Raw genomic sequence first — 21,192 nt, 5'->3', positions numbered from 1 at the left:
CTTGAAAGTTCTTACTTATAGTATCTTCATTATTACAATTAAAAGTACTTAAAGTTGAAATCCAAAGGTTAATAATTTCGTCAATTTGAGTTAACAAGTTGCTACCATTAATTATATTAATAAATTTTTTTGAATTTGATATTTCATTTTTAATATATTCTTTTAATTTATTTATATTTAAATAATCAAAGTTTTTTCCACAATCATTACAAAAATTTGAGTAAGTATTGTAAGTTTCACCTAAATAACATTCCACTTCTTCAGTACTTGTAGCCATTGATAATTTGTTTAATAATCTTTTGAAATCTTCAGTTTTATTGTGTAAAGGTAAATTTTTTTCAAATTCTTCTACTTCATCTATATATTCATATTGATAAACATCTGATTCATTTGCTTTTGATAGATCATCATCAAAAGTTTTAGATTCACATTCAGATAAATTTATTAATTTACGTAATCTATTGCAAGTATAATCAACAGTATTTTTGCAAAGAAATTCTTCTAATTCCTGACAAGGTATTAAATTTTTAAGTTTGCTTGACATTAAAATCACTCCTTATTTCAATTAATATGTATTGAAATAGCTTTTACAGGGCAATTAATAGCTGCATCTTGTATATTTTTTTCATACTCCTTAGGAATATCATTTAAAATAGCTTCAGCTTTTCCATTAGAATTCATTGAAAAAACTTCAACACATAATGCCTCACATAACCCACAAGCTATACATAAATCTTGGGAAACTAGTACTTTCATATACATCACTTCCTCATATATATGCTATATATATAAATTATTTAGAAATAGTAACTAGTATTTTACTTAATTCATTAGCTTTAATATTATGTTCTATTTTAGCATTAAAAGGTAAAAAATCACCTTTTGTTAGTAAGAAATGTTCACCATTTATAAAATCTATGTTAATAGAACCATTTATAATTTGAATAGTTGCAAAACCATTATGAGAATGATTAGGAAGACCTTTTCCCTTTTCAAATTTAAAAAATATACTTTTAAAACAATCATTTTGAACTAATAAATGATTAAGCTCTTCTATTTTATCTAAATTTACTGGGACAGTTTTAAACATAAATAATCCTCCTTTGTGTATAAAATAATATTCATATTTAAAGAATACTACCATATTAAGAATTTTTCAGTAACATTAGTTACAAATAAATGAAGTTAAATATATTATTAATTTAATAATTAAGGGTTAAATATAATTAAATGTAAAGAATTTAGTATGAATATTGACATAAATGATACATTAAGCATATAATCTTAATTAAGTATATAAATACAATGAAGAGAAGAGTAATAGAATAGAAAGTGTAAAAGAGAGCTGGGTAAGGTGAAAGCCAGACACAATAATTTCTATGAATATGGTCTTAGAGTAGACTTTCTGAATGAGAAATCTTTAGGAAAGTACGGTTACAACCGTTATATTGTAAGATAATAAAAATAATTAATATTTTATAAAAATTATTAATTATGGAGTTATTTAATGAGATATTTATGGTAACATAAGTATAAAGTAGAGTGGTAACGCGTAATTTAACGTCTCTATGGGTATATCCCATAGGGACTTTTTATATTTTTAAATTTTATTGGAAATAATACAAAAAGAGTATTAATAGGAGGAATATTAATGAGTAAAAAACCATATTACATTACAACACCTATTTATTATCCATCTACAAATTTACACATAGGTAATACTTATACTACAGTAGCTGCTGATGCTTTAGCAAGATTTAAAAGATTAACAGGATATGATGTAATGTTCTTAACAGGAACAGATGAACATGGTCAAAAGATAGAAAGAATAGCATCAGAGAAAGGTATTACACCAAAGGAGCATGTTGATGGAATAGTTTCAGGAATTAAAGAACTTTGGGAAATGATGAATATTAGTTATGATAAATTTATTAGAACTACTGATGATTATCATATGAAAGCTGTTCAAAATATATTTAAGAAATTATATGATCAAGGAGATATATACAAAAGTTCATATGAAGGACTTTATTGTACTCCATGTGAGTCTTTTTGGACAGAAACTCAATTAGTAAATGGTAATTGTCCAGATTGTGGTAGACCAGTAGAAAAAGCTCAAGAAGAAGCTTATTTCTTTAAAATGAGTAAATATGCAGATAAATTAATGAAATATATAGAAGATAATCCTCATTTTATACAACCAGAATCAAGAAAAAATGAAATAGTAAATAATTTCTTAAAACCAGGATTACAAGATCTTTGTGTTTCTAGAACTAGCTTTACTTGGGGAGTTCCTGTAAGTTTTGATGAAAAACATGTAGTATATGTTTGGATAGATGCTTTATCAAATTATATTACAGCATTAGGTTATGATGAAGAAAATAAAGAGCTTTATAAAAAGTATTGGCCAGCAGATGTTCATTTAATAGGAAAAGATATATTAAGATTTCATACAATTTATTGGCCAATTATGTTAATGGCTTTAGGGTTAGAATTACCTAAACAAGTATTTGGTCATGGATGGTTATTAGTTGACGGTGGAAAAATGTCAAAATCCAAAGGAAATGTTGTAGATCCAGTTGTATTAGTTAATGAATTTGGTGCAGATGCTGTAAGATACTTCTTATTAAAAGAAATACCATTTGGTTCAGATGGATCATTTAATAATGAAGTTTTTATCAAAAAAATAAACTCAGATTTAGCTAATGATCTTGGAAACTTACTATCAAGAACTATAGCAATGGTTGATAAATACTTTAATGGTATTATACCAGTTCCAAATTGTAAAGAAGCTATTGATGATGAGCTAATAAATCTAGCATTAGCAGCTCCAAAAAAAGTTGAAAAGGCTATAGATGAATTAAAGATTCCAGAAGCATTAGAAGTAATTTGGGAACTTATAGGAAGAGCTAATAAATATATAGATGAAACAACACCTTGGATATTAGCTAGAGATGAGGAAAAGAAAGAAAGATTAGGAACAGTTCTATATAATTTGTTAGAGACATTAAGATTTGTTTCAGTTTTAGTTTCACCATTTTTAACTTCAACTAGCGCAAAAATGAATGTTCAATTAAATACAAATATTATAGAGTGGGAAAGTTTATCGTCTTTTAATGGAATAAAAGTAGGTGAAAAAGTAGTTAAGGGAGATGTTATATTCCCAAGAATAGATGTTGAAGCTAAATTAGAAGAGTTAGAAGCTTTAAAACCAGCTCCTGTTAAATTAACTAATGAGGAATTAGTTAAAAATCCAATAAAAGAAGAAATAACAATAGATGATTTTGATAAAATTGATTTAAGAGTTGTTAAAGTTATTGAATGTGAGCCAATTAAAAAAGCTAAAAAATTATTAAAACTTAAAGTTGATTTAGGTGGAGAAATAAGACAGGTAGTTTCAGGAATAGCAGAACAGTATAAGCCAGAAGAATTAGTTGGAAAATACGTTATATTAGTAGCTAACCTAAAGCCAGTTAAATTAAGAGGAGAATTGTCACAAGGTATGATATTAGCAGCTTCACCATCTGATGATTCTCAATTATCCTTAGTAAATCCTGGTGAATTACTAACAGGAAGTCAAGTAAAATAATATAAATAAGATAATATAAAAAAGTAAATCGAAAGAGATTAATGACTGTATTAAATACATAATTAATCTCTTTTTATTAAAAAAGGAGGATTTATAGTGAAGGTGATAGTGGGAAATGCATGGCCATATGCAAATGGATCACTTCATATTGGGAGAGTATGTTCATGGTTACCAGGAGATTTATTAGCTAGATATCATAGAGCAAAAGGGGATGATGTAATATTTCTTTCAGGTTCAGATTGCCATGGAGCACAAGTGTTATCAAAAGCTAAAGATTTAGGGAAAACTCCTAAGGAAATAAGTGATATTTATCATAGAGAATTTATTAGATGTTTTAATAAATTAGAGTTTTCCTTTGATATATTTAATAGAACAGATTCACAAAATCATATAGAAACAGTAAAAAAATTTATATTAAACCTTTGTTCAAATGAACATATATATGAAAAAGAAATAGAACAATATTTTTGTGATAACTGCTTGAAATATGTGGAAGTTGATAATTTGACAAACAATAAATGTAAATTTTGTGGAACATTAACATCTATAAAGAAATCTAAACATTTATTTTTGAAAATATCTAAATTTGAAAAAAATATAAAAAATATGATTAATAAACAAGAAGGTTGGAGAGAGAATGCTATTAAAATAACTAATAGATATTTAGATGGAGGATTAAGAGATAGAGTTGTAACAGGAGATATAGAATGGGGAATAGAAGTACCTATAGATGGATTTGATGATAAAAAAATTTATGTTTGGATAGAAGCTTTAATGGGATATTTAACAACATCAATGCAATATGCAAACCAAAAAAATAAAAATTTTGAAGAATATTGGAATACAAAAAATAGTAGAGTTTATTTAATACATGGAAAAGAGAATATACCCTTTCATTCAATAGTTTTTCCATCAATATTATATGGATTAGGAATAAATAATTTTAATATTAGGATTTTGTCGTCTGAGTATTTAAATTTAGAGGGAAAAACTTTTTCTACTAATAAAAATTGGGCTATATGGATGCCATATATGTTAGATAGGTATCCAGTAGATAGTATAAGATATTATATGATACGTAGAGGGCCTGAAAAAAAAGATTCAGATTTTACATGGAAAGATTTTGTTAATATTAATAATAATGAATTAGTTGGAGTTTTAGGAAATTTCATAAATAGAACCTTAATTTTTGTTAAAAAGAATTTTGATGGTATTTTAGAAAAACGTACATTAAATAAAGCATGGAAAATAGAAATAATTAAAGCTTATGATTTTGTTGGCAAATGTTTTGAAAATGGAGAGTTTAAAGAAGCACTTAAATATATATTGAATTTAATAGAAAAAACTAATTGTTTTTTTGATAATAAAAAACCTTGGCAATTACTTAATTCAGATATTGAAGAAGCTAAAGATGTTGTATATGTATGTAGCCAAGTTGTAATAACATTATCACAGTTATTGAATCCAATAATACCTAATGCATGTGAGCAAATTAGAGATTTTTTTAATATAAATGAAGTGATTTGGGGATTTAATGAAGTTAAATTTATTAAAATTAAAAATTTAAGCACTATTTTTAATAGAATTGAAAGAAGAGTAGCATTAGAAGAAGTAAAAAAATTAAAGCTTAAAAAAATATAAAAAAGGACCCTTGATATTCGTGTAAGGGGGACAAATACTCAAGGGTTATTTTAAGGGGTAAAATTAAATTAGTGTTTTAGCTACGTTACATTTATTATATTAAACTCAAAATATGGCATTTATGTGACAAATAACAACTTTAATAAATAAAATTTAATTTTAAAAAGTAAATTAAATAATAAATGAGCTTATAATATCAAGGGTGTGATATTATAAGCTCATTTATAAGGGTTTGTTTAGGAGTTAAAATATTAAATTGTTATTTGAATTTTAAAAAATTAGCCCCAGATATTTGCGTAAGGGGGACAAATACCTCGGGCTAGCTTTAAGGGGTAAAATTAAATTAGTGTTTTAGCTACGTTACATTTATTATATTAAACTCAAAATATGGCATTTATGTGACAAATAACAACTTTAACAAATAAAATTTAATTTTAAAAAGTAAATTAAATAATAAATGAGCTTATAATACCAAGGATGTGATATTATAAGCTCATTTATATTATATGAATTTAAAAAATTAGCCCCAGATATTTGTGTAAGGGGGACAAATATCTCGGGCTAGCTTTAAGGGGTAAAATTAAATTAGTGTTTTAGCTACGTTACATTTATTATATTAAAACTATAATGTGACATTTTTGTGACATAAATAAAATTTAAGATATTTAGATGAAAATTTTTTTAAAAAGAAATTTTTTGTTACAATTAAAATTAATAACACTTTAAATATTGGAAGGAGTTAAGTTTATGAAAGCATATATTTTAGGAGCTTTAATTGGTGGAATAATAGGATATATAACTAATTGGTTAGCTATAAAAATGTTATTTAGACCTTATAAAGCAAAATATTTTTTAGGAATTAAGGTGCCATTTACACCTGGTGTAATACCAAAGGAAAAAAATAGAATAGCTAAAAGCGTTGGAAAAACTGTAGGTATACATTTATTAAATAAAGATACTTTAATAAAGGCTTTATCTAATTCAGATATTAAAAGCAAAGGTAAATATATATTAAATAATAAAATTAATAAGATTTTTGATAATAACTTTACTTTAGATTTAATCTTTGCAAATTTCTTTAAACGTGAGTATTTAAGTTTAAAGAATAAATTTATAAATAAATTTAGTAATGAAATATTAAAATTTATAATTAAGGAGGATTCTATAAAAAATATTTCAATTTTAATACTTGATAAAGTAAATATTAAATTAAATGAAAATCCTATATTTATAAATAAGTTAATAGAAGATGGAACTTTAAAAAATATTATATTAAATTTATTTAAAAAATATAAATATAGTGGAAATTTACAAGATTTTATAAATAAAAAGATTAGTTTAGAATTAAGTTCGTTGGTAGTAGGAAATAAAAAAATTAAAGATGTGCTACCTAAAGAATCTATGAATTTAGTACAAGATTTACTTATGAAAGAAAAAAAATATATAGCTGAAGAAATTAAAATAGTTATAAAAAAGGATTCTGTTGCAGATAGCATAAAAAAAGTTATAAATAATAATATACCATCAATTGTAAGTATGTTTTTAAGTACTGATTCTATATATGAAAAAATAGTTTCTGAAACTAATAACTATTTAGATCAAGATGAAAATCAAAAAATTATAATAAATACAATAGTATCAATAATAGCTAATTATAGTGAACACTCTTTTGCTGAATTACTAAACAAGTTACCTAAAGATAGTTTAGATGAATTAGTAAATAATATTACTGATTACATAGGAAATAAATTTTTTGAGGAAAAAAATATAGATAATATTGTTTTAAATATAGAAAATAATTTAAAACAATATAGTACTTACCATAGTTTATTAATAAGTATAGATAATAATTATGAAGAAAAAATTAAAAATATATTAGATGATGGATTGAAGAAGATTTTCAATAGTCAATACTTTAGTAGTTTTGTTGAAAAAAGTGTCGAAAAATTTTCAGACCAATTACTACAAACATCTACAAATGATATATGTTATAATAGAGAGCAAATAATAAACAAAATTGATGAGTTGGTAGAAAAACAGTATGAAAAATTTATAAGTGAAAATGCTGAAGAAATAGTGAATATCATTGATATTCCTAAATTAGTAGAAGAACAAATCAATTCATTTGAACTTTCTTATGGAGAAAAAATTATATTAGATATAGCTAATAGTGAATTAAAAGCTATTACTTGGTTAGGTGCATTACTAGGAGCAATATTAGGTATAATATCGCCATTGTTAGCAAATTTTTATATGTAGTAAAAGTAGGAGTGAATTATGATGAAATATAAAATATTTGATACACATGCTCATTATGATACGGATGTATTTGATGAAGATAGAAATAAGGTTATAGAAGATCTAAAGAAAAATGGAGTAATTGGGGTACTAAACTGTGGTTCGGATTTATATGGAGCAAGAAAATCAGTAGAACTTTCTAAAGAATATGATATGTTTTATGCTGCTGTAGGAATTCATCCAGAATCTGCAGAAAATTTAACAGAAGATACTTTAAAGGAAATTAGAGAATTAGCTAATAATTCAAAAGTAAAAGCTATAGGAGAAATTGGATTAGATTATTATTGGGAAGAAAATCCTAATAGAGAAATTCAAAAAGATGCTTTTAGGAAACAAATGAATCTAGCAGAAGAATTACAATTGCCAGTGGTTATTCACGATAGAGATGCACATAAAGATACGTTAGAAATAATAAAAGAATTTCCAAATGTAATAGGGGTTATTCATTGTTTTTCTGGTTCAGTTGAATTTGCAAAAGAATGTATAAAGTTAGGATATTATATAGGTTTTACAGGTGTTTTAACTTTCAAAAATGCAAAAAAATTAGTAGAGGTTTGCAAGGAAATTCCATTAGATAGAATTCTTGTAGAAACAGATTGTCCATATATGACTCCTGTACCGTTTAGAGGGAAAAGAAATCAATCAAATTATATAGAGTATATTATAGATAAAATTTCTGAAATAAGGGGAATATCTGAAAAAGAAATAAATAATATTTTATTAAAAAATACAAAAGAATTATTTAAAATAGATTTGTTGTAATAAATAAAATTTTTATTTCATAGGTATTTAATATATTTAATTTAATATACAAATGGGGAAAATTAAATATACTTTCTAAAAATAATAAAGTTTATAGAAAGTATTAATTATAAAAAGCTATGCTCAAATAAAATATTGGTGATAAGAGTATAGTAAAGCTAAGGAGGCAAAATATGCTTGAAAAATTGAAGCTTTACAGAAAAAAGCTTTTCTCGAATACTAAGTTGTTAGTGATTTCTCTTATTGGAATAATAATAGTTACAACTATTGGTATTAGTAAAGCACACAAGACAATCACCATAAATGTTGGTAATGAAAAATTAGAAATATCAACATTTAAGAAAACAGTTCAACAGGTTTTAGAAGAAAATTCTATAGAACTAATAGAACAAGACAAAATACAACCAGCATTACAGGATATAATTAATGAAAATACTATAATAGAAATAAAAAAAGCAATAGATATTAAAGTAACTGTAGATGGTAAAGAATTACAGATAAAGTCGGCTGAAGATAACATACAAAATATGCTGATAGCTGAAGATATAGTTTTAAATGAAATGGACAGAGTTGAGCCAGATAAAGGCTCAAAGCTATCTAAGGGGCTAGATGTAAAAATAACAAGAGTTAAAGAAAATATAATAACTGAAAAGCAAATTATAGATTATGAAACTATTGTTAATGAAGATGCAACGTTAGATAGCAGTATTGAAAAAGTTACTCAAGAAGGATGTCCAGGTGAAAAAGAAATTATATCTAAAGTAGTTATAGAAGATGGACAAGAAGTTCAAAGAAAAATTGTTGAAGAAAAAATAGTTAAAGAACCTGTTGAAAAGCTTGTAGTTAAGGGAACAATGAACACATTAGTTTTATCTAGAGGTGAAACTATACCATATAAAGAAAAAAAATATATGGAATCTACTGCTTATGCTGGTGATACAATAACAGCAACAGGAACTGTACCTAAGAGAGATCCAAGTGGTTTAAGTACCATAGCTGTAGATCCTAAGGTTATACCTTTAGGTTCTAAGGTTTATGTAGAAGGTTATGGTTATGCTGTTGCAGAAGATACTGGTGGAGCTATTAAAAATAATATTATAGATATATTTTTAAATTCATCTTCTGAATGCTATTCTTGGGGACGTAGAATGGTTAATGTTTATATTTTAGCATATCCAGGTGAATGGTAATTTATCTAAAAGACTATGTAATGGTATTTTATACTTTTACATAGTCTTTTTGAATTTAAATATATATTATGGTATTTAGTTGACAGTTTCATAACTTAAAGTTAAATTTAATATAGTATGAATTAATTAAGAAGGGAAGTTTTTAGCTTGATTAAAGAAGTTATAGTTGTAGAAGGTCGTGATGATATTACTGCTGTTAAAAGAGCTGTGGATGCAGAAATAATAGCTGTAGGTGGCTTTGGTATTAATCAAAAAGTAATAGAAAGAATAAAAGAAGCTCAAAAAAGAAAAGGTGTTATAGTGTTAACAGATCCAGACTTTGCAGGAGAAAAAATTAGAAATATAATTTCTAAAAGAGTTAAAGGAATTAAACATGCATATATAGCTAGAGAAGAAGGAACAAAGGATGGAGATATAGGAGTTGAAAATGCAGAGCCTGATGCTATAATTAGAGCTTTAAATGAAGCCAAGATTACAATTGAAGATAAAAGAGAAGAGTTTACTATAAATGATTTAATTTTTTTCAAGTTATCAGCAGATCCTAAAGCTAAAATAAGAAGAGAATTATTAGGAAAAGAATTAAGAATAGGTTACGGAAATGCAAATCAAATGCTTTCAAGATTAAATAATTATGGAATAAGTAAGGAAGAATTTGTGAAAGCTATAGAAAAAATTGAAAGTTTAATGTAGGAGTAAAATTATGGAGATAAAAGATATTAAAACAAAAGAATTAGTTGAAAAATATAACTTTAGATTTTCGAAAAGTTTAGGACAAAACTTTTTAATAGATGATTCTGTACTAACTGATATTGTTGAAAGTGCAGAAGTTTGTGATGAAGATTTAGTTATAGAGATAGGACCTGGAGTTGGAACATTAACAGTTCAGCTGCTAAAAAAAGCTAAAAGAGTTGTAGCTATTGAGTTAGATAGTGATTTAATACCAATTCTTATGGCTGAACTTGGAGCAAATCAAAATTTCCAATTAATACATAAGGATGCTTTAAAAGTGAATTTTAATGAAATTATTGGTGAAGAGAAAAGTGTTAAGTTAGTTGCTAATTTACCATATTATGTAACTACTCCTATAATAGCCAATTTATTAAATGGTGGTTATAAGTTTAAATCATTAACTATAATGATTCAAAAAGAAGTTGCTGAAAGAATGAATTCAAAGCCTAATTGTAAAGAGTATGGAGCATTATCAATACTTGTTCAATACTATTGCAATACAAGTATTGTTAGAAGAGTACCACCAACATCATTTATGCCAAGACCAAAGGTTGATTCAATAGTAATAAGATTAGATAAATTAGATGAGCCTAGTGTTAAGGTAAAAAATGAAAAATTATTTTTTGATTTAGTTAGACATGCATTTAATATGAGAAGAAAAACTTTATGGAATGCAACTAAAAATATAAATTTATCAAAAGAACTAATGGAAAAGGCTTATGAAGATGCGGGTATAGATCCAAAAAGAAGAGGAGAAACTTTAAGTTTAAAAGAGTTTGGTGCTTTAGCGGATGCAATATATTCATACATGAATATATAAATAATTAATTGTTAATTTTAAGAGTTTTAAAATAGTCATTATTATCAAAAAAATTTGATAATAATGACTATTTTTATTATAAAAAATAAAATTTAGAATTAATAATAGTTTTTATTTATAAGTATAAATAGAATAAATTTAAAAAATTTATTCTCATTTTATATTTAACTTCATATAATGTAGAGAATAAATTTAAGTGGAGGTATTATAGCGGTGGCACATAGTAAGTTATATAGAAGTTTTATAATATTACAAGAAAGTGAAAGAGGGCATTCAGTATCTAAGGACAAACCTTTATCAGGTTATGCAAAGGTTGAAGCAAAAAATAATAAATGTAGAATAGCTTTTTATGCTCAAAATTTAAAAAGTGATTATGAAAAATGTAACATGATGGTGATATGCAATAGGAAAGATTTAAAACAAAATATAAATATAGGTGAAGTGAACATAACATCTCAAGGAAAAGTAGATTTTAATATAGAATTTGATTCTGATAATATAGGTGAAACAGGAATAGATTATGAAAAACTAGTTGGAGCTGCTTTATATAAAGAAATTGGAGGAAGTCCAGTATTTTTTATGTATGGATTTTTAAATGGAGAACAACCAAAAGATAATTGGAAAGAATATAAGATTAGTAATTGTGATGAAAGAAGTAATCATAAAAAAAATGAAGAAAAAAAATTAGAAATGAAAAAAGTAGAACATAGTAAAACTAAAATTGATATAGATATAAATGAAAATAAACATAAAGATGAAAATGTTGAAAAGATAGAAAAGAGTAATAATATTAATTCAGATGTTGAAAAGGATGTGCAATATAGACAAGTTGAAAAAAATATAGAAACAAAATTTGATGATTATGAAAATAAAATAGAAGAATATAAAAGAGAAAAAGAACAAGAAACACAAAGTGAAGATTTAAACAAAAATGTATCTAGTAAAAATGATAATGAATTTGAGGATGATAATTCCTTTGAATTAAGAGGAGGAATGGGAGATTTTTTCTCAAGTGTAGTAACAGGACTTCAAGAGATTAAAGGCTTTGCAGAAGATATAAAAAATTGCAAATGGTATAAAGTGCCGGTGAATGATTTTGAAGAAATGTGTAATATGTCTAATTATAATAAATATACTGTAGCATATTATCCTATGATTAATTATTATCCTTATATAAGTCAATATGGATATTTTATGATTGGATTTAAGGTTGATAGTAATGGAGAAGTTAAATATGTAGTATATGCTATTCCAGGTGGAAAAGATAAAAGGGATCAACCTTATTGTGGAAGAACAGGTTTTGTTACGTGGGTTCCTAATGATTCTTCAGAAATGAAAGGACATTGGGTTATGTTTTATGATTTCCAAAATAGTATGGTTGTAGTTCCTATGAAATAAAAATAAAAAATATAAAGGGGCAAGTAAAAAAACCCCTTTTATTTTTGTTAAATAAAAGTTTTTAGGTAATGTTTTAAGAACATATGAATATATTTATTATAGAAGTTTTATTAAGATTAGTATAATTAATATATGTGGATTGAGGTGAAAAGGCTTGAATAGAAAGCAACTAGGAGTTACATTAATATTAATTTGTTTAATGATAATTATGTTAACAGGAGAGAAATTATTTAATAATGATATAAAAAAAGTTGCATTAACTAATAATAATATTGGAAACCTTAATAGGTATAATGCATTAGAAGGAAGTATAAGTTATAGCCTTCCTGATACTTGGGATGTAGAAGAAAAAAAGTATCCTGGAAATTACATAGTTTATGATAATAACTTTGTAAGTGAAGAAATGGGGATATTAGGATATGTTCAAATATTAAATACTAAGAAATCAATAGAGGAATTAGTTAACGCTGATAAAGAAAAACTTAAAGATAAATCAATAAATAAATATGAATGTAATGAAGATAAAATTAATGGAGAAAATATAACTAAAGTATTTTATAATGAAAAAAGTAATAAAGAAAAGTTATATTTAAATGTAATTTATTATAAACAATTATCAGAAGGACAGGTTTTAAAGGTTTTATTTAGTTCAAGTGAAGATAAATATAAGGAAGATTATAATACTATTTATCAAGTAATATTAGATAGTTTTGAACATTAAATAAATTTGATTTAGATTTGGTAAAGTATTATAATTTATGGTAAGAGAGAAGCTAAATGCTTCTCTTTTTCAATATTGGGAATTTGGGAGGAAGTTATGAAACCAATTTTATTCGAATTTTTTGGTATTAAAATTTATAGTTATGGTTTAATGATAGGTATAGGAATTATATCAGCTATATTTTTACTTACTAGTAGAGCTAAAAAGAAAGGTTATGATGAAGATAGCTTATTCAATTTAATAATTATAACAGTTATAAGTGGAATATTAGGGGGAAAAGCACTATACATAATAACTGATTTTAATTATATAAAAAATAATCCTACAGTTATATTTTCACAATTTGGATATGGATTTGTTATTTATGGTGCTATAATTTTAGGAGCATTAGCAGCAATTATTTATAGTAAAAGAAAAGGTTGGAGTATATTAGAGATTGGAGATTTACTAGTACCATCATTAGCATTAGCTCAAGGTTTTGGAAGAATTGGATGTTTTTTAGCAGGATGTTGTTATGGTGCAGAAACAACAAGTGTATTATCTGTAGTTTTTCCAGCAGGAGGATTAGCACCAGCAGGAATTCATTTACATCCAACACAAATATATTGTTCAATATTTGATTTTACATTGGCATTTTTCTTATTATGGTATGATAAGAAAAAATCATCTAAAGGTAAAACCTTTGCTATGTATCTTATAATTTATAGCATTGGTAGATTTTTAGTTGAATTTTTAAGAAATGATCCTAGAGGAAGTGTTGGAGAACTATCCACTTCTCAATTTATTTCTATATTTATACTAATATTAGGTATATTAATATTCAATATAAACAAAGTAAAAGGGAGAAAAGAAAAAATTGAAGGCTAAAAAGTTACCATTATTAATATTAATAACATTATTCATATTTACAAGTTCATTATCTGGATGTACTGTAATTGATGAATTAAAAATCAAAACAGGTATGAAAAATACTGATTTTGAATATATAAAGGAAAAAAAGGTTGATCGTATAGTAATTCAAAGTACTAGAGATAAAGGATTTAGATTTTTAGTAAATGATACTGATGTAATAAAGGATATCTATGATATATTATCTAAAGCAAAAAAAGTTACTGAAAAAACAGATTTAGATCCAGATTATATATTTGAAATACATATGGGGGATGAGGTTAAAAGTTTTTACTATGTTACTGGGTTTAATGAAAATAAAGAAGGAAATTTCTATGATGATAATAATATTTATAAAATTTCCACTAGGTTAGATAATGATATAATACAAAATTTATCATTTATAAGAAAACCAAGAGAGTTTAAAAATATTTACTATGATTCAACTTTAACTGCTTTATCCGAGCATAAGGATTTACTTAATCAAGGAAATAAAAAAGTTGGGATTGATATATTAGGGGATATAGATTGTGCAAAATATTTATTATCAGTAGAGATAGAAGACTTTAAAAGAAGATTAAAAGAGATAATACCTAATTCTGAAATAATGAATCATAATAGAGAAGATTTTGATATTATTGTTTCAGTTAGAAACTATGGATATAAAACAACCACATATAAAACTATAATAAAAATAGAAAATAAACAAGATCATAGTGAAAATAAATTCTATGTAGATGGTAAATATAATAATTCATGGAATATTGAAGTTTTTGATAAAATGCCAGATTCATGGAAATAAAATGGAGGAATGAATTATGGGAAATTGCTCAACATGCTCAAGTAAAGGTAGTTGTTCGTCAGCAAGTGAAAATGGGGGATGTAGTACAGAATATAAAGAAACGTTAAATATAAAAACTATGCCTAAGTATGGAACAATAAAGAATATAATAGGTATTATAAGTGGAAAAGGTGGAGTTGGAAAGTCAACCATTACTGGAATATTAGCAATTGAGTTAGCTAAAAAAGGTTATAAAGTTGGAGTTCTTGATGCAGATATAACAGGACCATCAATGCCTAGAATTTTTGGAATAAATAATAAAAGAGCTCAAATGGAAGCGGTAGGAAAAGGAAATAATGAAATTAAATTTTATCCAATAGAAACTTCTATGGGGATTAAAGTTATGTCTATGAATTTATTAAATGAGGAAGAAGAACAACCTGTTATTTGGAGAGGTCCAGTAGTAACAAGTGTTTTAAATCAATTATATCAAGATACTAATTGGGGAGAATTAGATTATTTATTAATTGATATGCCACCAGGAACTAGTGATATAACACTAAGCGTTATGCAAAAGTTTCCATTAAAAGAAATATTAGTTGTTGCAACTCCGCAAGATATGGTATCTATGATAGTTAAAAAATTAGTTATAATGGCTAAAAAAATGAATGTGCCTATAAAAGGTGTTATTGAAAACATGGCTTATATAGAGTGTGATTGTGGTGAAAAAATAAAAGTTTTTAGTAAAAAATCTTCAGAGGAGCATGCTGAATACTTAGAGTTACCTTTAATAGGAGAATTGCCGATAAATTTAGAGTTAACAGAAGCATTAGAGCAAGGAAAAGCGGAAGAATATGTTGCTGAAAATCCATTATATTCTTTGATATTTGAAGGATTATATTAGTTTTAAAAAATAATGAAAAATCGTGATTTCTTAAATAATTGTTTTAAAAAATTACGATTTTTTTTAGTTCATAAAAAATTCTATAATAAAATTTGAATTTTTGAGAATACTAATAATGTTGAATTTTATTATAGGAGGATATATTATATGAAAGCAATGGTTGACAAAGATACTTGTATAGGTTGTGGATTATGTCCATCAATATGTTCAGAAGTATTTGATATGCAAGATGATGGAAAAGCAGGAGTTATAGTTCCGGAAGTTCCAAGTAACTGTGATGGTGCAGTTAAAGAAGCAGAATCAAATTGCCCTGTAAATGCTATATCAATTGAATAAATTTAAATATTATTAATAGAATAAATAAGATAAAAGCCTATGCTTAACTAGTATAAAGTTTACATAGGCTTTTATTTTATAAAAATTAGATTAAAACATTATTTTAAAATTAACCTGAATTTTTAGTTATATAAGTCAGAATATATCATTCTAAAAACTTCTAAAGCTTCTTCAATTTTAGGTTTTAGTAAATGCTTTTTACTATTATATTCTTTTATTCCTTTGGTTGTAAGAGAATAAATTTTTTGGAATTTTTTTTCGGGATGATCCCAATGTCCTTCAATTAATTCTTGCTTTTCTAATTTTTTTAGAAGAGGATAAATTCCACCGGTGCTAGGAATCCATAAGCCATCGGTTCTTTCACCAATTTTATGACAAATATCATTTCCATTGGTTGGGCTTAAACTAAGAATATATAAAGTATAAATAGGCAGTAATCCTTTAGTAAATACTTGCCCTACTGCATCTTTTTCTTTTTGAATTTTTTTTAATTCAGAAAGTTTATTTTTATATTCTTCATATAATCTTTTTTCTTCCGCTTTTATAAAATTTAACTTATCCATAATTTTAAAAATCCTTTTGTATAGCAACTCCTATCATACCAGGACCAGCATGAACAGCCATAGCAGCACCGATATCTCTAATTTCTATAAAAGATAAGTTAGGATGATATTTTAATTGTTTAACTAATTCTTCAGCCTCTTCTTTAGCATGTCCTTGTAATATCCAAACACGACTTTTTTCTTTATCTAATTCATCAATTATTAAATTTTTTAATTTATTTAAAGATTGTTTTCTTCCTCTTGCTTTAGCTACAGAACAATAGGCACCTTCTTCATTTACAGATATAATAGGTTTTAAATGTAACAATTCACCTACTGTACCAGCAACTTTTCCTATTCTTCCACCACGTTTTAAATATTCTAAAGTATTAAGAGTATAATATCCTGTTGTAGCTTTTCTAATAGAAGGTAATTCTTTAATTATGTATTCAAAAGATTTTCCTTCACTAACTAAATGTAACGCTCTATTAACAATTGTACCTAATGGATAACCTATAATTTTACTATTGAATAAATAATATTTAAATTTATTATGACGGTGTTCTAATGCTAGTCTAGCAGCATTAAAAGTACCAGATAAAGTTTCTGAAATAAATATTGCAATAACATGAGTATATCCTTCAGATTCTATTTTATCTAAAACAGAATTAATATAATCAGGAGATGCTAATGAAGTAGTTGGTATTTCATTTTCTAGATTAGCATAAACTTCTTCAGTGGTTATATCAATTTTGTCATTAAATTCTTTATCTTTATAAATAATTTTTAGTGGTATTAAAAATAAATTTTTTTGCCTAAGTTCTTCCTCATTTAAATCACAAGAACTATCAGTTAAAATAGCTATTTTTTCCATGTGGTTGTCCCCCTATCTAATTTATGTAAAATTGTTATCATTAATTGAATTATATCATAACTGATAATGATATCAATAGTGATATAGTTTAAAAAAAGAAAAAATTGTCTAAATATTTAGACAATTTTTTCTTTTAATATTACTATTCAAAGAATAGCTCAGTATTTGAGTCTATAATATGCCATATTGTGTTACCAGAAGAAAGAGGAACTTCTTTTCCTGAAGAATTTTTTATTAAAGTTGGGGAAGTTTCAGTAGATTTACTCCAAGTTATTTTTTCTATTTTTCCATTAGAACATAAATAACCATCACCGTAGCCTAATAAATTTATATTTATATGATTTCCATCAGGATGTAAACTAATTTTAGTTTTTTGAATGATAATGTTTTTGAAAGTTAAAGGATTATTATTATTTTTATCTATTGCTAATTCATTATCCATATATTTCACATATTTTCCATTTGTGTATTTATAATTAGTAGAATAATTTTTACTAGGAGAAAATTTTATAAAATTTACTTCATTTAATTCTTCATAATTCCAGTAAGCTGAATCAAATTTCAAAAAATTTTCTGAGGAAGTATTTAAATCATTTAAATTTATAAAATTTCTAATGTTTTCAGCGGAAGTATATAAATTATGGGGAGCTGCTCTATCGTTATCACGCCAAAAAAAATTAGTTTGAGCAATTTCATTTATGCTTTGTAATGTGTTATTAGATGATATAGTAGATAGTGCTTCTGCACTACCTCCGCAATGAGCAAAAGGAAGGTTAAATTCTTTAGTTATATCTATAAAATAAGGTCTAACACTTCTTACGGGTCCTATTTTTTTAGGAGAATTATTATTAAATAAAGCTAAAAATCTAGGTATTCCACCTTCAGCTAAAGTTTCATATACTATATCAGCCTCTGAAAGTCCACTTTGAGGCCTTGAATTTACTGAATTTTCTATAATACAAAAGAAGGGAAATTTAGATTCTGATAAACTAGAAATTTTTTCTCCAGTATATTGAGATAATTTTGAAATAGTTTCTTCAGTAATAGTATTTTTATTATTTATAATAGATGTGTCAACAGAAGCTTCAGTTATAATATTATCATGTGGTAAATTACATATAGATGATGTATCATATAATTTGTATGTAATTTTATATATAATGGAACCACTAATAAAGCCTATAACAATTAAACTTAATAAAAACAATACTTTTCTCATAATTATTTAAAATCTCCTTTAATTATTTTTCTTATTTTTCCACAAAATATGGAATTATATTCATTGAAAAGAATATAATGGTTAGATTAAAGTTTCTTGTGTCAATAGACATAAAAATTAATAAATGCTTAAAAATAGAAGAAAAACGGACGTAATAAAAAACATATTACTTAAAAGGAATTTTTTAAATTAGCATATATTAATTTAGTGGAGTATAATAAGTCGGTACAATATATAGTGGAGTGGAGGAAATAAAATGCTACATGTTGTGAAAAGGGATGGTAGAGAAGTAAAATTTAATGCTGAGAAAATCGGTAGTGCAATTAAAAGAACAGCTAACGAAGTTGGCGTAAACATAAGAGAAAGTCAAGTGTTAGATACTATACAAAAAGTTTTAAACTATATTGAAATGGCCGGAAAAGAAAAGGTAACAGTTGAAGAGATTCAAAATTTAGTAGAAAGAGCATTAAAAGATAATGGATTTATAAATATATCTAATGCTTATTCTAATTATAGAAAAGAAAGAACAAGAGTAAGAGAAATAAAATCAGATTTAATGAAAGCTATTAGTAAAATTGGAGTTGAAACAGATAGAGACAATGCTAATGTAGGAAACAACTTCTCATCAAAGCTTTTAAGAATAGCTTCCGAATCAAACAAGTGGCATAATTTAGCTAGAATGCCAAAACATTTAGCAAAAGCACATGAGAATGGTGATGTATATTATCATGATTTAGATAGTTATAATTTAACAACTAATTGTTTGCATATTCCTACAAAGGAAATATTAGAAAATGGATTTAATACAGGTTATGGAACAATAAATAAACCAAAAAGAATAGAAACAGCAGCGGAATTATCTTGTATACTTCTACAATCAACTCAAAATGATATGTTTGGTGGTCAATCTCATCCTGATTTTGACAATGATATGAGCATATTTGTAGATCCAACAAGAAAAGAAATTAGAGAAGAATATGAGTCATTAGGTATAACTGATGATAAATTAGAAGAGTTAGTTAATAAAAAACTTAGAGAAAGAGTTCATCAAGCTATGCAGGGTGTAGTATATAATTTAAATACTATGCATTCAAGAGCGGGTTCACAGGTTCCTTTTAGTTCTATTAATTTAGGAATTCCTGAATCAGAAGATGCAGCTTTAGTTTGTGAAATATTCTTATTAGAATATGAAAAAGGGTTAGGAAGAGAAGAGCAACCTATATTCCCAAATATAATTTTCAGAGTTAAAGATGGAGTAAATAGGGAGGTTGAAGATCCTTATTTTTATCTATTTGAATTAGCTTGTAGAGTAGCAGCTAAAAGAATGAATCCTACTTTTATGAATATAGATGCAGATTTTAATAAAACTTATTATGATATGGGTTATATGCCTGCAACAATGGGATGTAGAACTTATTTAATGAGTAATATGAATGGGGAACCAGGATGTAAAGGTAGAGGAAATATTGCTCCAACAACTATTAACTTGCCAAGAGTAGGTATATTAGCTAAAGGAGATTTAGATAAATTTTTCGAAATATTAGATAGTAGATTAAATATTGCAAAAGAGTCTTTAATACATAGATATAATGTATTAAAAAATTTAAGGGTTAAAGATCTTCCTTTTGTAGCAGGTCAAGGGCTAATGAAAGGTGCTGAAAACTTAGGATTAGATGATTCTATAGAACCAATTTTAAAACAAGGTACTTGGGGAATAGGATTTATAGGATTAGCTGAAACTTTAATAGCGTTAATAGGAAAACATCATGGAGAAGATGAAGAATCTAAAGAATTAGGATTAAGAATAATATCGTATATGAGACAATATACAGATAGATTATCAGAAGAAACTAAATTAAACTGGAGTTTTTATGCTACACCAGCAGAAGGTTTATCTGGTAAGTTTATAAAACAAGATAAAAAAGCTTTTGGACTTATAAAAGGTGTAACAGATAAAGATTATTATACAAATAGTTATCATGTACCAGTTTATTATGCAACATCAATAAAGAATAAGATCGATATTGAAGCGCCATATCATAAATTATGTAATGGTGGGCATATAAGTTATTTAGAAGTAGATGATTGTCCTAATGGAGAAACTATAATGGATATATTACATTATGCTTATAGAAATACTAATATAAGCTATTTAGGTGTAAATTTTCATATTAGATATTGTAAATCTTGTGGAACATATCTTCATAACAATGAATGTTCTTGTTTAAATTGTGGAAGTCAAGATATTCAAGGTATATCAAGAGTAACAGGCTATTTAAGTTTAGATGAGAGATTTGGTCCAGGTAAAAATGAAGAAAGATCAGATAGAGTATCTCATTTAGAAGGCAATAAAAAGGCCTATTTTTGTGTGTAAAAAAATAAAATATTAAATTTATATATGAGCTATATGCAGAAAAGCATATAGCTTTTTTTCTTTAGGAAATTATAATTTTAAAAATCTGTAGATAACTTTAATTAAAGTGCCGAAGGCAGTCTGCGA

At 25.6% G+C, this 21,192-nt stretch carries 20 protein-coding genes; 14 read left to right on the top strand and 6 right to left on the bottom strand.

Annotated elements, in window-relative coordinates; translation table 11 throughout:
• From GBZ86_RS00360 to GBZ86_RS00350, 3 genes are all read right to left on the bottom strand, one after another.
• A partial coding sequence (locus tag GBZ86_RS00360; RefSeq protein ID WP_152886662.1) for a hypothetical protein occupies positions 1 to 544 on the bottom strand: 544 nt, incomplete at its 3' end.
• 17 nt (positions 545 to 561) lie between these two features.
• Positions 562 to 756 (bottom strand): ferredoxin, encoded by a 195-nt coding sequence (locus GBZ86_RS00355; protein ID WP_152886660.1) that lies wholly within the window; start codon positions 754 to 756, stop codon positions 562 to 564.
• Between the two features lie 37 nt (positions 757 to 793).
• Positions 794 to 1,090, bottom strand: coding sequence for a cupin domain-containing protein (locus GBZ86_RS00350; protein WP_152886658.1), 297 nt, complete (start codon positions 1,088 to 1,090; stop codon positions 794 to 796).
• A 561-nt stretch (positions 1,091 to 1,651) separates the two neighbouring features.
• Here GBZ86_RS00350 and metG point away from each other — a divergent pair.
• From metG to GBZ86_RS00285, 13 genes are all read left to right on the top strand, one after another.
• Positions 1,652 to 3,589: a methionine--tRNA ligase gene (metG, locus tag GBZ86_RS00345; RefSeq protein WP_152886656.1), complete on the top strand. Its 1,938-nt coding sequence runs from the start codon at positions 1,652 to 1,654 to the stop codon at positions 3,587 to 3,589.
• A 96-nt stretch (positions 3,590 to 3,685) separates the two neighbouring features.
• Complete coding sequence (locus tag GBZ86_RS18365; RefSeq protein ID WP_327443332.1) at positions 3,686 to 5,230, top strand: methionine--tRNA ligase; 1,545 nt, start codon at positions 3,686 to 3,688, stop codon at positions 5,228 to 5,230.
• Positions 5,231 to 5,977: 747 nt separating this feature from the next.
• Positions 5,978 to 7,489, top strand: coding sequence for a DUF445 family protein (locus GBZ86_RS00335; RefSeq protein WP_152886654.1), 1,512 nt, complete (start codon positions 5,978 to 5,980; stop codon positions 7,487 to 7,489).
• Between the two features lie 21 nt (positions 7,490 to 7,510).
• A complete protein-coding gene (locus tag GBZ86_RS00330; protein ID WP_152886670.1) occupies positions 7,511 to 8,290 on the top strand; it encodes a TatD family hydrolase in 780 nt (259 codons plus the stop codon).
• A 173-nt stretch (positions 8,291 to 8,463) separates the two neighbouring features.
• A complete protein-coding gene (locus GBZ86_RS00325) occupies positions 8,464 to 9,480 on the top strand; it encodes a 3D domain-containing protein (protein ID WP_152886652.1) in 1,017 nt (338 codons plus the stop codon).
• A gap of 147 nt (positions 9,481 to 9,627) precedes the next feature.
• A complete protein-coding gene (gene rnmV, locus GBZ86_RS00320) occupies positions 9,628 to 10,170 on the top strand; it encodes a ribonuclease M5 (protein ID WP_152886650.1) in 543 nt (180 codons plus the stop codon).
• Positions 10,171 to 10,180: 10 nt separating this feature from the next.
• Positions 10,181 to 11,029, top strand: coding sequence for a 16S rRNA (adenine(1518)-N(6)/adenine(1519)-N(6))-dimethyltransferase RsmA (rsmA, locus tag GBZ86_RS00315; protein ID WP_152886648.1), 849 nt, complete (start codon positions 10,181 to 10,183; stop codon positions 11,027 to 11,029).
• Positions 11,030 to 11,242: 213 nt separating this feature from the next.
• The gene (locus GBZ86_RS00310) at positions 11,243 to 12,427 is read left to right on the top strand and encodes a hypothetical protein (protein ID WP_152886646.1); all 1,185 of its coding nucleotides are present in this window, start codon (positions 11,243 to 11,245) and stop codon (positions 12,425 to 12,427) included.
• A gap of 154 nt (positions 12,428 to 12,581) precedes the next feature.
• Positions 12,582 to 13,148: a hypothetical protein gene (locus tag GBZ86_RS00305; RefSeq protein WP_152886644.1), complete on the top strand. Its 567-nt coding sequence runs from the start codon at positions 12,582 to 12,584 to the stop codon at positions 13,146 to 13,148.
• Between the two features lie 96 nt (positions 13,149 to 13,244).
• Positions 13,245 to 14,015 carry a prolipoprotein diacylglyceryl transferase gene (locus GBZ86_RS00300; RefSeq protein ID WP_152886642.1) on the top strand — a complete coding sequence of 257 codons (771 nt, stop codon included), beginning with the start codon at positions 13,245 to 13,247 and terminating at the stop codon, positions 14,013 to 14,015.
• The gene (locus GBZ86_RS00295; protein ID WP_152886640.1) at positions 14,005 to 14,838 is read left to right on the top strand and encodes a YhfM domain-containing protein; all 834 of its coding nucleotides are present in this window, start codon (positions 14,005 to 14,007) and stop codon (positions 14,836 to 14,838) included. The genes GBZ86_RS00300 and GBZ86_RS00295 overlap by 11 nt, the downstream gene beginning before the upstream one ends.
• 16 nt (positions 14,839 to 14,854) lie before the next feature.
• The gene (locus GBZ86_RS00290; protein WP_152886639.1) at positions 14,855 to 15,721 is read left to right on the top strand and encodes an Mrp/NBP35 family ATP-binding protein; all 867 of its coding nucleotides are present in this window, start codon (positions 14,855 to 14,857) and stop codon (positions 15,719 to 15,721) included.
• Between the two features lie 147 nt (positions 15,722 to 15,868).
• Positions 15,869 to 16,057, top strand: coding sequence for a ferredoxin (locus GBZ86_RS00285; protein ID WP_152886637.1), 189 nt, complete (start codon positions 15,869 to 15,871; stop codon positions 16,055 to 16,057).
• Between the two features lie 122 nt (positions 16,058 to 16,179).
• Here the strand turns inward: GBZ86_RS00285 and GBZ86_RS00280 are convergent, their stop codons facing one another.
• From GBZ86_RS00280 to GBZ86_RS00270, 3 genes are all read right to left on the bottom strand, one after another.
• Positions 16,180 to 16,620, bottom strand: a complete 441-nt coding sequence (locus GBZ86_RS00280) for a PadR family transcriptional regulator (protein WP_152886635.1) — start codon at positions 16,618 to 16,620, stop codon at positions 16,180 to 16,182.
• Positions 16,621 to 16,624: 4 nt separating this feature from the next.
• Entirely contained in the window at positions 16,625 to 17,473 is an 849-nt protein-coding gene (locus GBZ86_RS00275) for a DegV family protein (protein WP_152886633.1), read from the bottom strand.
• 142 nt (positions 17,474 to 17,615) lie between these two features.
• On the bottom strand, positions 17,616 to 18,692 hold the full coding sequence (locus tag GBZ86_RS00270) for a DUF3048 domain-containing protein (RefSeq protein ID WP_152886631.1): 1,077 nt from the start codon (positions 18,690 to 18,692) through the stop codon (positions 17,616 to 17,618).
• Between the two features lie 256 nt (positions 18,693 to 18,948).
• Here GBZ86_RS00270 and nrdD point away from each other — a divergent pair, with 256 nt between their 5' ends.
• Positions 18,949 to 21,066, top strand: a complete 2,118-nt coding sequence (gene nrdD, locus GBZ86_RS00265; protein WP_152886630.1) for an anaerobic ribonucleoside-triphosphate reductase — start codon at positions 18,949 to 18,951, stop codon at positions 21,064 to 21,066.
• Positions 21,067 to 21,192 lie beyond the last annotated feature (126 nt).

It is taken from the genome of Clostridium tarantellae, assembly GCF_009295725.1.
Taxonomy (GTDB): Bacteria; Bacillota; Clostridia; order Clostridiales; family Clostridiaceae; genus Sarcina; species Sarcina tarantellae.
Note: the sequence above shows the minus strand (reverse complement) of the source record. Positions and strands in the feature narration are given on the sequence as shown.

Excerpts from the sequence above, each read along its gene's own strand:
- GBZ86_RS00355 (WP_152886660.1), bottom strand. The coding sequence starts at position 756 with ATGAAAGTACTAGTTTCCCAAGATTTATGTATAGCTTGTGGGTTATGT.
- GBZ86_RS00325 (WP_152886652.1), top strand. The coding sequence starts at position 8,464 with ATGCTTGAAAAATTGAAGCTTTACAGAAAAAAGCTTTTCTCGAATACT.
- GBZ86_RS00280 (WP_152886635.1), bottom strand. The coding sequence starts at position 16,620 with ATGGATAAGTTAAATTTTATAAAAGCGGAAGAAAAAAGATTATATGAA.
- nrdD (WP_152886630.1), top strand. The coding sequence starts at position 18,949 with ATGCTACATGTTGTGAAAAGGGATGGTAGAGAAGTAAAATTTAATGCT.
- GBZ86_RS00285 (WP_152886637.1), top strand. The coding sequence starts at position 15,869 with ATGAAAGCAATGGTTGACAAAGATACTTGTATAGGTTGTGGATTATGT.
- GBZ86_RS00350 (WP_152886658.1), bottom strand. The coding sequence starts at position 1,090 with ATGTTTAAAACTGTCCCAGTAAATTTAGATAAAATAGAAGAGCTTAAT.
- GBZ86_RS00275 (WP_152886633.1), bottom strand. The coding sequence starts at position 17,473 with ATGGAAAAAATAGCTATTTTAACTGATAGTTCTTGTGATTTAAATGAG.
- GBZ86_RS00335 (WP_152886654.1), top strand. The coding sequence starts at position 5,978 with ATGAAAGCATATATTTTAGGAGCTTTAATTGGTGGAATAATAGGATAT.
- GBZ86_RS00330 (WP_152886670.1), top strand. The coding sequence starts at position 7,511 with ATGAAATATAAAATATTTGATACACATGCTCATTATGATACGGATGTA.
- rsmA (WP_152886648.1), top strand. The coding sequence starts at position 10,181 with ATGGAGATAAAAGATATTAAAACAAAAGAATTAGTTGAAAAATATAAC.
- metG (WP_152886656.1), top strand. The coding sequence starts at position 1,652 with ATGAGTAAAAAACCATATTACATTACAACACCTATTTATTATCCATCT.
- GBZ86_RS00270 (WP_152886631.1), bottom strand. The coding sequence starts at position 18,692 with ATGAGAAAAGTATTGTTTTTATTAAGTTTAATTGTTATAGGCTTTATT.
- GBZ86_RS00290 (WP_152886639.1), top strand. The coding sequence starts at position 14,855 with ATGGGAAATTGCTCAACATGCTCAAGTAAAGGTAGTTGTTCGTCAGCA.
- GBZ86_RS00300 (WP_152886642.1), top strand. The coding sequence starts at position 13,245 with ATGAAACCAATTTTATTCGAATTTTTTGGTATTAAAATTTATAGTTAT.